Here is a 13,314-nt window from a genome sequence, read left to right as displayed (position 1 = left end):
TAGAATTTGATAACAAACAAAGCCTATGTACAAAGTTTTTGTTGGTGATAAGCCCATCGTTTTAACCACTGTAGTTGAAAAAGAAACATACTTTAAAAACTATTTGCTTAAAACGGTAAACCTAAAAAAGGTAATTAGGCAGCTCAATAAAGGGCAACTAGAAGAAGCGCGACTGATACATAAAAACGAAGATAAATTATTAAAAAAGTTTTTAAAGAAACTGCCCAACGTAGTGGCCGGCGGTGGAAAAGTATATAACGATAAAGGGGAAGTGTTATTCATTTACCGAAATGATAAATGGGATTTGCCCAAAGGAAAAGCAGAAAAAAAAGAAACCATTGAAGAAACAGCCATACGCGAAGTGGCTGAAGAAACTGGGGTTAACGGACTGCAAATAACCAAGCCATTGGAGACCACTTACCATATTTTTAAGCGCAATGGGCGTTATAAAATAAAGGTAACTTACTGGTTTGAAATGAAAACAAATTTTAGTGGCAAGCTGAACGGGCAAGAGGACGAAGGCATCACTAAGGTAGAATGGCTCAGTAATTCCCAAATTGAGGCCGCTCTAGAAAATTCATACGCCAACATAAAAATTTTGGTGTAACTTTTTGATTATAAAACAGTAGCATTTTTCAATTTCGTGTTTTCGATAAACGGCAAAGCACATAAGGAAAAAAGGCATACATTTGCTTTAGGTTTACCCCTTATATTGCTATTAGAACAAAATCTCAGAAGTGTTTATAGTTTTAAGTATTTCCATTTAAATTAAGGATTACATGAAAAGTTATAGACTGTCTTTTGCTACCGTAATAATTCATAAAAAAAATTTAGCCGAGGTAGTGGTTGATGAAGGTATTGAGTTGGATGAAATCATGGTAGCCGAGTACCACGACTTTTTGTTAAGCAACTTAGATACGCCAATATTGTTGTTAATCAATAGAAAATATTCTTACGCTTATACTTTTAAAGCTCAACTAGCAATTGGTCGTTTAAAAGAAATTAAAGCGGTAGCGGTTGTTGTTACCAATACATCGTCATTAATGTCAACCAAAACGCTATTGAGTTTAAACGAAGAGGTTAATTCCAAAATAAAGATATTTCAGGATAGAGATGAAGCCTTGTCTTGGCTGGGAGCCCTGCAATATTCTCAAACGTTATAGTTGTGTTGTTTTTTTAATTAAAGAAAATACTGTTGCTAATCTGTTATTAAGCTGTAAATTTGTAGCATAAAATACCAAAAATGACAGATTTTGTAAGAAAGATTACGCCCAATGCTAAAGATGATGTATTAGCCGGAATCACGACTTCATTGGCTATGATTCCAGAGGTGGTGGCCTTTGCTTTTGTTGCCCAAATAGACCCTTTGGTAGCGCTTTCGGGGGCTTTTATAATCGGTTTGATTACCGCCATTTTTGGAGGGCGCCCTGGATTGATATCGGGTGCCGCTGGAGCGGTTGCTGTTATTTTTGTACACCTTATTTCCGAAGGACATACCAGAGGCATGCTGTTCGAACAGCCCATTGAAAACATGGGGTATTTTTATCTTTTGGCAGCCGTGATTTTAATGGGTGGTTTTCAGATTTTGGCCGGTGTGTTTAAACTTGGCCGGTTTGTGCGTTTAATTCCACATCCCGTAATGATGGGCTTCGTAAACGGTTTGGCCATTGTTATTTTTATGGCCCAAGTACACATGTTTTCGCATAAAGAATTGAATATTACTGCCGAAGGCGTTAAGGAATATATCAACATCCCGATGCAGGGTACTGAACTTTACGTGATGCTTGGGTTGGTATTGCTCACCATGGGTATTATCTGGGCATTGCCAAAAATCACCACTAAATTACCTGCCGCTTTAACGGCTATTTTAATTACAACGGCCGTTGTAGTTTTCGGCGGACTGGAAGTGAGTACCGTAGGCTCGTATATTGTTGAAGGTGGCGGAACGGGCTTAAAAGGAGAGTTTCCAACGCCCAATACCGAACTTTGGCAAAACCTGCCTTTTAATTTGGATACTTTACAGTTTATTTTACCCTATGCCTTTTTGGCGGCATCAGTCGGGTTGATTGAGTCGTTAATGACTATGAATTTGGTGGATGAACTTACCGAAACCCGTGGCAACGGAAACCGCGAATGTATTGCCCAAGGTGCTGGTAATGTGGTGAGCGGATTGTTTGGAGGTACCGGCGGCTGCGGAATGATCGGGCAAACGGTAATCAATATCAATGCTGGTGGCCGTGGGAGGTTATCTGGAATTATGATGGCCGTAACCTTATTGACCTTTATTTTATTTACCGATAAATATATCGAACAGGTGCCTATTGCAGCATTGGTGGGAGTGATGTTTATGATGGTGATTGAAACTTTCGCATGGTCCAGCTTTCGTATTATTAGAAAAATTCCATTGGCTGATGCTGTGGTGTTGGTTATCGTATCTGCCGTTACGGTAATTTACGATTTGGCCATAGCCGTGTTCGTAGGGGTTATTATTTCGGCCTTGGTGTTCGCTTGGGAAAATGCCAAGAAAATTAGGGCGAGAAAGCGTATTTCCGATGATGGAAAAACCAAAACATACGAAATTTGGGGACCATTGTTTTTTGGTTCGATTCAGGCCTTCAACGAAAAATTTGATGTAAAGAATGATCCTGATAATGTGATTATCGATTTTGTGGAATCGCGAATTAGTGACCATTCCGCACTCGAAGCCATTTTTAATTTGGTGAACAAATATGAAGCCGAAGGCAAAAAAATAAAATTAAAACATTTAAGTGCAGACTGTAAAGTGTTGCTTTATAAAGCCAGCCCGAAATTTAGGGAAGTGATTGTTGAAGATGTTGACGACCCACGTTACCATTTGGCTGAAAATCCAGAGGAATTTCCGAAACCACTATCGGAGTATAAGTTTTTTTAAAAGCATAACTTAATCAAATAGAAAACAACAAGTATTTAAGGTGTTAAAGATACTTGTCTAAAAATCATAGATTTTTATGATGAATACGGTTAAGTTATGGATGGTTAATGGGAATGAAAAGAAGATCAGGTGAATGGTTGATTTTGTATAGTTGAGCTTGTTAATTTTTTGAAAATTCTCCTGTTTTACTTGTCAGTCGATTAATTTAATAAAATTATAAATGTTTTTGTTCCATTCTTTGACTTTAGCTTTGAACTGATATCCAGCTGAAACATTCTCAAATAATTCCATATCTTTTTTAAAAACCATCACAGTACAATCCCTGCATCGTAATTTCAGAGTAGTTGATTCAACTTGATTCAAACCTGTGAAGTAATCTACTGCCGTATTTCCATAAATGATTTCCTTAATAGTAACTTCAATCTCATGAATCCCTGGGTTTATAGTCTTAATAATCATTCCTTTCGTTTTAATTAGATATAAGTAGAAATTTAAGTGTTCAGAAAGTTTTCTTTTAAGGTTTTTATTTTACAACACGCACACTCTCCGGAACCAACTTGGTATAATCCCCGTTATTCCGAATCACATCGCGAACGATAGACGACGAAATATAAGACGTACCGGCAGCGGTCAACAAAAACACGGTTTCAATTTCCGAAAGGTTTCGGTTGGTGTGGGCAATGGCTTTTTCAAACTCAAAATCGGCGGGATTTCGCAGTCCGCGTAAAATGAATTCAACCCCGATTTTTTGACAAAAATCTACCGTTAAACCTTCGTAAGTTACCACGGTAACTTTGGGTTCATCCTTAAAAGCTTCTTCAATAAATTTCTGACGTTCCTCTAGCGAGAACATGTATTTTTTATCGGCATTAATGCCAATAGCCACTACAATTTCATCAAAAACAGTAATGCCCCGTTTTATAATATCGTAATGCCCTAATGTGATAGGGTCAAAAGACCCTGGAAATAATGCTCGTTTCATGACTCTGTCATTCCTGCGAAGGCAGGAATCTGTTAAATTTAGCAACTTATCTCAAAGATACAGTTTTATTAGTTATTGAAATTTCTACTTATTTGACAATCTTTGGAGGGATTAAGGGAGGCTCTTCAAAGCCTCTTCAATAGCATTACCGAATAAATCCACCAATGAAATACCAGCCGCCGCAGCCTGTTGTGGTAAAATACTCGCTTTGGTAAGTCCAGGTATGGTGTTCATTTCCAATAAATGCGGTTCGCCATTTTTAAAAATGAATTCACTTCGGCTAAAGCCCGTCATTTTTAATACCTCATAAACCTTTTTGGCTTCGGCGGTGACTTTGGCTTCTTGTTCGGCAGAAAGTCGGGCGGGGGTTATTTCTTGCGATTTGCCCAAATACTTGGCTTCGTAATCGAAAAAATCATTCTCGGAAACGATTTCGGTAATGGGCAACACTTTGGTTTCGCCTTTATACGAGATAACGCCCACCGATACTTCGGTTCCTTCTAAAAACGATTCGATGATAATTTCGTCGTCTTCTTTAAAAGCGATCTCAATGGCATTTTGCAAATCTTCCTTTTTGTGTACTTTGCTCACGCCAAAACTGCTTCCGGCTTTGTTGGCCTTTACGAAACAGGGCAGTCCCACTTTGGCAATAATAGCATCTTCGTTAACGGTGTCGCCCAAATTTAAATAAAACGATTCGGCCGTTTTTATGCCATAGGGTTTTAAGGTGCTCAACAAGTCCCGTTTGTTAAAAGTGAGCGCCGCTTGGTACATGCTGCAACTGGTGTGCGGCATGTTTAAAAGTTTAAAATAGGCTTGCATAAAGCCGTCTTCGCCCGGCGAGCCGTGTATGGCGTTAAACACACAATCGAAAGTGATTTTTTTTCCTCCGACTTCAACTGAAAAATCATTCTTATCAATAGGGAATTCGGTGTTTTCATCGTCAACATACACCCATTTGTCCTTAAAAATATGGATGCGGTAGGCTTTGTATTTTGTGGCATCGAGGGTTTCGTAAACCACGTTTCCGCTGTTTAACGATATTTGGTATTCACTGGAATAACCGCCCATTATAATGGCAATGTGCTTCATGATTGGTGGTATTGCTTCCGCGGAAGCGAAAAAATTAATGTTAGTATTCGGAAAAATCCTTAATCGACAATAAAACGTATTTGTTTATAGTTAGTAATACGTCGAGCTAAAATATCATATAAATAGCAAAAGAAAAAACAGTTCTGTTTTTATATATTTGCCTAATTGAAAATTCTTTAGATGAGTGCATTAAAATTCCTTACCAGTAAAGCCTTTTTAAAGCAAATTGTATTGGCCATTGTGGCTCTTGCTGTGCTGTGTTTTATTATTTTGAAATGGTTAAATATTAGCACAAACCACGGTACTTTTGAAACGGTGCCCGATTTACGGGGGAAGTCTATTGAAGTGGCTAAAATCGAGTTGGAACAGAATAATCTGGAGATGAAAATTCAGGATTCAGCTAATTATAATCCCGATTATCCGAAATATTCGGTAATCGATCAAGACCCAAAAGTAGGGGATAAGGTAAAGGAAAACCGAAAAATATATATTACACTGAACCCTTCGGGATACCGAAAAATTAGAATTCCGGACGGGCTGATTGATAAAACGTTTAGACAGGTAAAACCAACCTTGGAAGCATTGGGTTTTAAAGTGGGAAACATCACTTACGAAGATAATATTGCCAAAGATATGGTGCTGAAACTATCGCACAAAGGCGACCTGATTCACGCAGGTGATAAATTGCCAAAAACCTCAGTAATTGATTTAGTGTTGGGTAACGGAAACAGACCACAATGATAGACGAATACACACCGCAGTTGCCCGACGACGAGGATAACGACGATCTATACGAACATTATGCCTTTACTGTTGAAAAAGGTCAAAGTCCGCTGCGCATTGATAAATACCTAATGAATTTTGTTGAAAACGCTACACGGAATAAAATTCAGGCCGCAGCCAAAAACGGAAGCATTTTTGTAAACGGCACACCTGTAAAATCGAATTATAAAGTAAAACCTTTCGACAAGATTAGAGTCTTGTTTGCACATCCGCCGCATGAAAATTTATTGGTGGGCGAAAATATTGATATCGATGTGGTTTATGAAGACGATCAGCTTTTGGTAGTTAACAAACCCGCAGGAATGGTGGTGCATCCCGGTCATGGCAACTATTCAGGTACTTTGATAAATGCGTTGATCTATCGTTTTGATAATTTGCCCAATAATTCCAGCGAACGCCCCGGATTGGTGCATCGTATTGATAAAGATACTAGCGGACTTTTAGTGGTTGCGAAAACCGAGCATGCCATGAACCATTTGTCGTTGCAATTTGCCGAAAAAACCAGTGAACGCGAATATGTAGTTTTGGTTTGGGGCAATGTAGATCAAGACGAAGGCACCGTTGAGGGCAATATTGGCCGCCACCCCAAAAACCGATTGCAAAATACCGTGTTTTTGGACGATGAAGCCGATAAAGGCAAACCTGCCGTTACCCATTATAAAGTATTGGAGCGTTTGGGTTACGTCACTTTGGTGTCCTGTAAATTGGAGACCGGCCGCACCCACCAAATACGGGTACATATGAAGCACATTGGACATACTTTGTTTAATGATGAACGTTACGGTGGGGATAAAATTTTAAAGGGTACGACCTTTACCAAATACAAACAGTTTGTTGAAAATTGTTTTAAAGTATTGCCGCGCCAAGCGTTGCACGCTAAAACGTTGGGCTTTACCCATCCCAATACCAACGAGTTTATGCGTTTCGACACCCCGATACCCGACGATATGCAGGAGTGTATTGAAAAGTGGCGGAATTATGCCAAGCATCAGGAGGTGGAGTAGATTCCTTTTTCTTGCTGTAAATTTTAGATTTTTTTCTTTGCCGTCAACTCCGCAATTTTACAAATCACCTCAGAGGCTTTGATCATGCTTTCTACGGGAACGTATTCGTAACGCCCATGGAAATTATGTCCGCCAGCAAAAATATTGGGGCAGGGCAGTCCCATATAACTGAGTTGTGAACCATCAGTACCACCACGAATCGCTTTGATTATGGGGTCCACATCAACAGCTTTCATTGCGGCTTCAGCAATATCAACAATATGCATTACAGGTTCTATTTTTTCACGCATATTAAAATATTGGTCTTTAATTTCGGTGGTGATCACTTCGCGTTCGTATTGTGAGTTCAACTCGTCCGTAAGGTTTAGCATCACTTCCTTTCTGGCCTCAAAATGCTCTTTATCATGGTCGCGGATAATATACTGTAAAGTGGTTTCTTCCACATCACCTTCCATGTCGTGCAAATGGAAAAAGCCTTGGTAGCCATCAGTGTGTTCGGGGGTTTCCATTCGTGGTAGCGAATTGATAAATTCGGTAGCGATGTACATAGAGTTTACCATTTTTCCTTTGGCATAACCAGGATGAACAATTTTTCCTTTAATTTTTACTACGGCACTGGCGGCGTTAAAATTTTCGTATTCCAGTTCGCCAATTTGGCTGCCGTCCATGGTGTAGGCCCAATCGGCTCCGAATTTTTTAACATCGAATTTATGCGCGCCACGGCCAATTTCCTCATCGGGTGTAAAGCCCACCCGAATTTTTCCGTGCTTTATTTCAGGGTGATCGATTAAATATTCCATAGCAGAGACAATCTCGCAAATCCCGGCTTTATCATCGGCACCAAGTAGGGTGTTCCCATCGGTGGTGATTAAGGTTTGCCCTTTGTATAGCAGTAAATCTTCAAAATAATCCGGCGATAACACGATATTTCCTTCTCGGTTTAAAACAATGTCCTTTCCATCGTATTTTTCAATAATCTGTGGCTTCACGTTGGCTCCCGTAAAATCGGGCGAAGTATCAAAATGCGAAATAAACCCTATAGTGGGCACGTCGTGTTCTACATTACTAGGCAAGGTGGCCATAATGTATGCATTTTCGTCAATAGAAACATCGCTCATCCCGATGGCTTTAAGCTCTTCGGTGAGTTTAATGGCCAAATCCCATTGCTTTTTTGTGCTGGGCGTGCTGTTTGAGTTTGGGTCGGATTCTGTATCGATTATAACGTAGCTTATAAAGCGTTTTATAATATGTTCTTTAGAAATCATTTCTATAAAATCTTTAGGTTTTGGGGTATTTTAATACTTGTTAAAATGAGGTCTAAAATACGATTATTAATTTTTTGTCCTTTCGAATTGCCTGATTTTTTAATAAGGCGTACTTTTGCACAAATATTACCGATGTACAAAAGTATTCTTCGCCCACTGTTTTTTTCGTTCGACCCAGAAAGCATCCACCATTTTACATTTTCACTCGTAAAATTCACTTCAAAAATCCCCGGATTTAAGTCCGTTTTTAGAAGTCTTTATGTGGTTGAAGACCCAAAGTTGGAACGCGAACTTTTCGGGCTGAATTTTAAAAATCCCGTTGGGTTGGCCGCCGGATTCGATAAAAATGCTTTTTTGTACAACGAGTTAGAAAATTTCGGTTTCGGATTTATTGAAATAGGAACGGTAACCCCAAAAGCTCAGCCCGGAAACGAGAAGAAAAGATTGTTTAGGCTGAAGGACGACCAAGGCATCATCAACCGTATGGGGTTTAACAATGAAGGAGTGGAAGCGGCCATTGCCCAATTGAAAAAACGAAAAGGGAATTTAATTATTGGAGGAAATATTGGTAAAAACACGCAAACCAAACCCGAAGATTACACCAAAGATTATTTGGAATGTTTCAATGCGCTGCACCCTTACGTAGATTATTTTGTACTGAATGTAAGTTGCCCCAATGTGGGCAGTCATGCGAAATTAAATGACAAAGATTATTTGGAGGAATTGATTGGTGCGGTACAAAAAGCCAATAACACGTTCGAAAAGCAAAAGCCTATTTTATTGAAGATTGCCCCGGATTTAAACCATAATCAATTGGACGAGATTGTAGAGTTGGTTATCGATACGCAATTGGATGGGGTGATTGCCAGCAATACATCAACCGATAGAACTGGATTGAAAGCTTCAAAAGAACTATTGGAAGCCATTGGTAATGGCGGATTGAGCGGGCAACCCATTAAAGCAAGAAGTACTCAGGTTATAAAATATCTTTCAGAAAAGAGCAACAAGGCTTTCCCGATTATTGGGGTTGGTGGTATCCATTCAGCAGAAGATGCTCTTGAAAAAATAGAGGCCGGCGCCGATTTGGTCCAAATTTATACGGGCTTTATTTATGAAGGCCCAAGTTTGGTGAAACAAATCAATAAGGCTATTCTTAAAAAGTAAATTCTATTTTATAAACCGTTTTACGGTTGTCGACTTTCCGTTGGAGATGCTTAGAATGTAATGACCAGATGATAATCGACTTACGTCAACGGGATAATTATTATTTACCGTGCCAGATAAAAATGGTTGTCCCATTAAGTTAGTAATAGTATAAGTGGCTACTTCACTCGGGTTGTTGTTCTTGATGTAAAGTAAGTTATCGGTAACTGGATTGGGGTAAACTTTATAAACTTCGTCGGTAATGGCTGTGTAAATAGTTTGGAATATAATGTTGTCGATGGCCAAATCGCCTTCCCAACTTGCTCCACGAACAGCACGAAAACGTATGTTTATGGTTTGGTAAGCATAAGCCGATAAGTCGATGGTTTTTGTTTTGAAATCGTCAGTTTCATTATTTTGCTGGTTGCCCACTAGCGGCGGTATAACATCATTAATATAGCCTTCGGCAGTTTTAATATCTACGTGCAGTTCGCCCATGTGTTTTCCAAACATGTGGTACGAAAACTCTAAACCGCTATTTTCATAATCTACATTAAAACAAGGGGAAATCAATTCTGCCACGTCGCCCGGTTCGCCATTACTGGCTTCAACAAATAGAAAGGAGTCGTTTTTAATATTCGGACCTGTGCCCTCCGAAGGCGTTATGCCTTTGCCCAAAAACCAATTGTAGCCGTTACCGGCAGTATCGTTTGTGCTCCAACCGTGCTTGCCCAACATATCGAAATCTTCAAAATCTTCGTCTAAAAATTCGTTTTGTGTCCCTATTCTTATTAGGTTATGGTACACCCTGGTGGCTATTTTATCCTTGCATTCTACCGTTAAGGTAACATCATAAATACCAGTTTGAAAGGTATGTGTGGGGTTTTTCGAGGTATAATCTACAATGCCATCGCTGTTGATGTCCCATTGCCAATTTGTAGCTTCGTTTGTAGTGCTTTCAAAATTTACGGTTAGTGAATCTTCACAGGTTTCGGTAGCATTTACTGTAATATCTGCATTAAATGACGGGCAGGATAAATAATTTTTAACTGTGATATAAAAGGCATACATGCGAGCCAATTGCTGTTGTGAAAAATGGGTACGACAAATTTTACTGGCATACGACATAATATTTTGAGTGTCGGGCTGGTAAAAATCACCATTGGCATCTTGAGCAGTGCCAATGTAATTGCAGCCGTAGCCCATAACTTTTGGGGTTAATCCAGGATCGGCCGGGGTGTCGCAAATCCCATCACCAGTGGTGTCGCAATTACTGCCGTCAACCAATTCGTCGGTGCCATTGGGGGTATTGCCTTGGGTGTGGAATAACGAAAAATAATGCCCCATTTCGTGCGCCAAAGATGAACTGTTTTTGGCACAATCGTTTTTCATAACGATTAAATCGGTTTTACCAGCGTTTTCGGTGTAGCCACAAATGCTTTCGTCGGAGTTGTTTTCAATATAATCGGTGAAAAAAATATTGATTAGTCCAGGAACATAATGTGTTTCTGTTAATGAAATTTCATCGCCTTTTTTAAAGTGGCAAAGCGCATCTTCATTGATATAGTTGATGCCGTCGCAAACGAAAAATTCCAAACGGGCTTCGTAAAATATACTGTTGAGTTCGGCTATGGCTTTGTTAATATCATCTTCACATAGCCCACCCGTACCATCAGAATTTCGAATAATGTGTGCTTTAACGGGAATACTATTTATGCTTTGTTTGGCCGATTTGCCACGTGCAGCTTTTGCATTTAAAAAACTGTTTTCAACCTTTTCCAGTTGTGGCTTAATGCTTTTATAAAATGAAATTTCTTCTTCGGAAACCGAAGTTCCGCAGCCTTCAAAATGTTGGGAAAAAACAAACTGTACGGTCGATAAAATTACCGCCAACAGTAAAAGGAAGTTTTTGTAGGTTAGAATATTCATTTGGGGAAAATATTTCTCCACCAAATGTATATGGAAATAAACCTACAGAATAATATTAACGTTGTAACGCCAATATTGTCGATTACTTAACAATTTGTTGATGTTAAAAACGTAAAATTCAATTATTTTAAACCGTTGAGGCTTAGTCTATAATAAGTTTGTGTGTATGGTTTTCTCCATTTAATTCATTTAAATTCAGGAAATAAACACCTCTTTTTAAATGGGAAAGGTTGAGGTTGATTGGCGAATTACTTGAATTTGTTTTTAAGTAATCGACCAATTTGCCAGTAACGCTGTACACTTCAACAGAGTACAATTTTACATTGGCAATGGCAACATGACCTTGTGAAGGATTGGGGTATATTTTCGGCTTTTTCTGGACGGTATCGGTATCTATGCCCAGCGTTGAAGAATTGTAAATAAAGGTGACAGTACCAATTTTTTTCTCATTAAAAGGTGAAATGTTCGATAAAGACGAAATGACACCGATGGGATTGGTTTCGGTGTTGCTCACGGAATACATATCACCGTTTTCGGTACCCGCATCATACGGGTATAAATCCAGAGAGTAAGTGCCTTTCCATCCGTCATTAACATTGGGATTACCCGATCTTAAATTTTCACCATTAACGCCAATAAACCAGTCAGGGGTTGGTGCAATCATCGAGGCTAGAGTCATCAATGGAAAATCTTCACTGACTTCAATATTATTAATGGCGATGGTGCCTTTTCCAGAATTTAATCCGCTGCCAACAATAACTTGGTTGGCATCGGCATTGGCGTTTACTTCATTTTCAAAAATAGAGGTGTCGCCTTCTTCAGCTATCAATTCCATCCCGGCAGAAGCCTGTACTCCCAACATCCAAAAGCTGTTTACAGTTTTATGGGTAACCAAAACCAATGGCGACCAATGGGCGTTACTCGGTAAATCGATAATACTGATGCCTTGTTCGGGGTTATTTTCAACCGATTCCCAAACGCTTTCAAAAACCACATCGTAAATGGCTGTGCTTTGGGCTATTGAAAAGTTAACGGTTAAAAGAGCGGATAAATAGAGTAGGAAGGTAGTTTTTTTCATGGCAAGAAACTTTTTTTAGTAGTCGGTTGGTAGTTAATGGTCTTACAAAACGATTTTTTAAACTTGTTTTCATTACGGTTTATGCTTTGCCAAATTAATAGTATTTTTATCACGATATTTTCAGCAGTATATGTCGAAACCCGTAAAAATAATCGAATGTCCGCGCGATGCCATGCAGGGTATTAGAGACTTTATTCCGACGGAAAAAAAGGTACAGTACATCCAGTCGTTGTTGCGTGTGGGATTCGATACCATCGATTTTGGAAGTTTCGTATCGCCCAAGGCCATTCCGCAAATGGTAGATACCGCCGAAGTATTATCACAGTTGGATTTATCTATAACCACCAGCAAATTGCTCGCCATTATAGCCAATACTCGTGGAGCTAATGATGCTTGCCTACACCCTGAAATTGATTATTTGGGTTATCCGTTTTCCATTTCCGAAAACTTTCAAATGCGTAACACCCATAAAACCATTGCGCAATCGGTGGTAACGCTTTCAGAAATTCTTGAAATGGCCAACAAATCGAATAAAGAGGTAGTGGTTTACATTTCAATGGGCTTTGGAAATCCGTATGGCGACCCTTGGAATGTGGAAATTGTTGCCGAATGGACCGAAAAACTGGCCGCTATGGGCGTTACCATTCTGTCGTTGAGCGACACTGTTGGGAGCTCCACTCCAGAAACCATCGACTATTTGTTTTCAAACTTAATTCCCATGTATCCCAATATCGAATTTGGGGCGCACTTGCATACCACCCCTTCAACATGGTTTGAAAAAGTTGATGCGGCGTACCAGTCGGGGTGCCGTCGTTTTGATGGGGCAATCCAAGGGTTTGGAGGTTGTCCTATGGCCAAGGACGAACTTACAGGGAATATGCCCACTGAAAAATTACTTTCCTATTTTACTTCAAAACATTTAAACCATTTAAATGCCATGAGTTTTGAAAGCGCCCATAACGAGGCTTCTAAAATTTTCAAAACCTATCATTAAGATTTTTTTTAGTGTCAAAAAGACGACGACAGGCTACTTTTTCAGTATTTATTTAAAGTTAATCTAAATAAATTTTGTGTAAGAGCAAATAGATTTTATTTTTGCGGTCGAAAACAAACTATTTGTAAAAAGT

At 39.3% G+C, this 13,314-nt stretch carries 13 protein-coding genes; 7 read left to right on the top strand and 6 right to left on the bottom strand.

Going from position 1 to position 13,314, the window contains the following annotated elements; all coding sequences use genetic code 11:
• Positions 1 to 25 precede the first annotated feature (25 nt).
• From ABI125_13805 to ABI125_13795, 3 genes are all read left to right on the top strand, one after another.
• Positions 26 to 607 carry an NUDIX domain-containing protein gene (locus tag ABI125_13805; GenBank protein ID XCF05778.1) on the top strand — a complete coding sequence of 194 codons (582 nt, stop codon included), beginning with the start codon at positions 26 to 28 and terminating at the stop codon, positions 605 to 607.
• Positions 608 to 779: 172 nt separating this feature from the next.
• Positions 780 to 1,163 carry a hypothetical protein gene (locus ABI125_13800; GenBank protein ID XCF05777.1) on the top strand — a complete coding sequence of 128 codons (384 nt, stop codon included), beginning with the start codon at positions 780 to 782 and terminating at the stop codon, positions 1,161 to 1,163.
• Positions 1,164 to 1,243: 80 nt separating this feature from the next.
• On the top strand, positions 1,244 to 2,911 hold the full coding sequence (locus tag ABI125_13795; GenBank protein XCF05776.1) for a SulP family inorganic anion transporter: 1,668 nt from the start codon (positions 1,244 to 1,246) through the stop codon (positions 2,909 to 2,911).
• Between the two features lie 192 nt (positions 2,912 to 3,103).
• Here the strand turns inward: ABI125_13795 and ABI125_13790 are convergent, their stop codons facing one another.
• The 3 genes from ABI125_13790 to ABI125_13780 all read right to left on the bottom strand — a co-directional run bounded on the left by ABI125_13790 (position 3,104) and on the right by ABI125_13780 (position 4,985).
• Positions 3,104 to 3,370, bottom strand: coding sequence for a hypothetical protein (locus ABI125_13790; protein XCF05775.1), 267 nt, complete (start codon positions 3,368 to 3,370; stop codon positions 3,104 to 3,106).
• Positions 3,371 to 3,434: 64 nt separating this feature from the next.
• On the bottom strand, positions 3,435 to 3,893 hold the full coding sequence (coaD, locus tag ABI125_13785) for a pantetheine-phosphate adenylyltransferase (protein ID XCF05774.1): 459 nt from the start codon (positions 3,891 to 3,893) through the stop codon (positions 3,435 to 3,437).
• 111 nt (positions 3,894 to 4,004) lie between these two features.
• On the bottom strand, positions 4,005 to 4,985 hold the full coding sequence (locus ABI125_13780) for a D-alanine--D-alanine ligase (protein XCF05773.1): 981 nt from the start codon (positions 4,983 to 4,985) through the stop codon (positions 4,005 to 4,007).
• A 180-nt stretch (positions 4,986 to 5,165) separates the two neighbouring features.
• Between ABI125_13780 and ABI125_13775 the strand changes: the two genes are divergently transcribed.
• On the top strand, positions 5,166 to 5,726 hold the full coding sequence (locus ABI125_13775; protein ID XCF05772.1) for a PASTA domain-containing protein: 561 nt from the start codon (positions 5,166 to 5,168) through the stop codon (positions 5,724 to 5,726).
• Positions 5,723 to 6,772 (top strand): RluA family pseudouridine synthase, encoded by a 1,050-nt coding sequence (locus ABI125_13770; protein ID XCF05771.1) that lies wholly within the window; start codon positions 5,723 to 5,725, stop codon positions 6,770 to 6,772. The genes ABI125_13775 and ABI125_13770 overlap by 4 nt, the downstream gene beginning before the upstream one ends.
• A gap of 23 nt (positions 6,773 to 6,795) precedes the next feature.
• Here ABI125_13770 and pepT read toward each other — a convergent pair whose 3' ends face one another.
• Positions 6,796 to 8,037 carry a peptidase T gene (gene pepT / locus ABI125_13765; GenBank protein ID XCF05770.1) on the bottom strand — a complete coding sequence of 414 codons (1,242 nt, stop codon included), beginning with the start codon at positions 8,035 to 8,037 and terminating at the stop codon, positions 6,796 to 6,798.
• Between the two features lie 132 nt (positions 8,038 to 8,169).
• Here pepT and ABI125_13760 point away from each other — a divergent pair, with 132 nt between their 5' ends.
• Positions 8,170 to 9,201, top strand: a complete 1,032-nt coding sequence (locus ABI125_13760; GenBank protein XCF05769.1) for a quinone-dependent dihydroorotate dehydrogenase — start codon at positions 8,170 to 8,172, stop codon at positions 9,199 to 9,201.
• 3 nt (positions 9,202 to 9,204) lie between these two features.
• Here the strand turns inward: ABI125_13760 and ABI125_13755 are convergent, their stop codons facing one another.
• Both ABI125_13755 and ABI125_13750 read right to left on the bottom strand, forming a co-directional pair.
• On the bottom strand, positions 9,205 to 11,109 hold the full coding sequence (locus ABI125_13755; protein XCF05768.1) for a T9SS type A sorting domain-containing protein: 1,905 nt from the start codon (positions 11,107 to 11,109) through the stop codon (positions 9,205 to 9,207).
• A gap of 142 nt (positions 11,110 to 11,251) precedes the next feature.
• Positions 11,252 to 12,187 carry a spondin domain-containing protein gene (locus ABI125_13750; GenBank protein XCF05767.1) on the bottom strand — a complete coding sequence of 312 codons (936 nt, stop codon included), beginning with the start codon at positions 12,185 to 12,187 and terminating at the stop codon, positions 11,252 to 11,254.
• A gap of 130 nt (positions 12,188 to 12,317) precedes the next feature.
• Here ABI125_13750 and ABI125_13745 point away from each other — a divergent pair, with 130 nt between their 5' ends.
• Positions 12,318 to 13,181, top strand: coding sequence for a hydroxymethylglutaryl-CoA lyase (locus ABI125_13745; GenBank protein ID XCF05766.1), 864 nt, complete (start codon positions 12,318 to 12,320; stop codon positions 13,179 to 13,181).
• Positions 13,182 to 13,314 lie beyond the last annotated feature (133 nt).

It is taken from the genome of Tamlana crocina (assembly GCA_040429635.1).
GTDB lineage: Bacteria > Bacteroidota > Bacteroidia > Flavobacteriales > Flavobacteriaceae > Flavisericum > Flavisericum crocinum.
The sequence above is the reverse complement of the archived record's forward strand: the minus strand, read 5'-3'. Positions and strand labels throughout refer to the sequence as shown.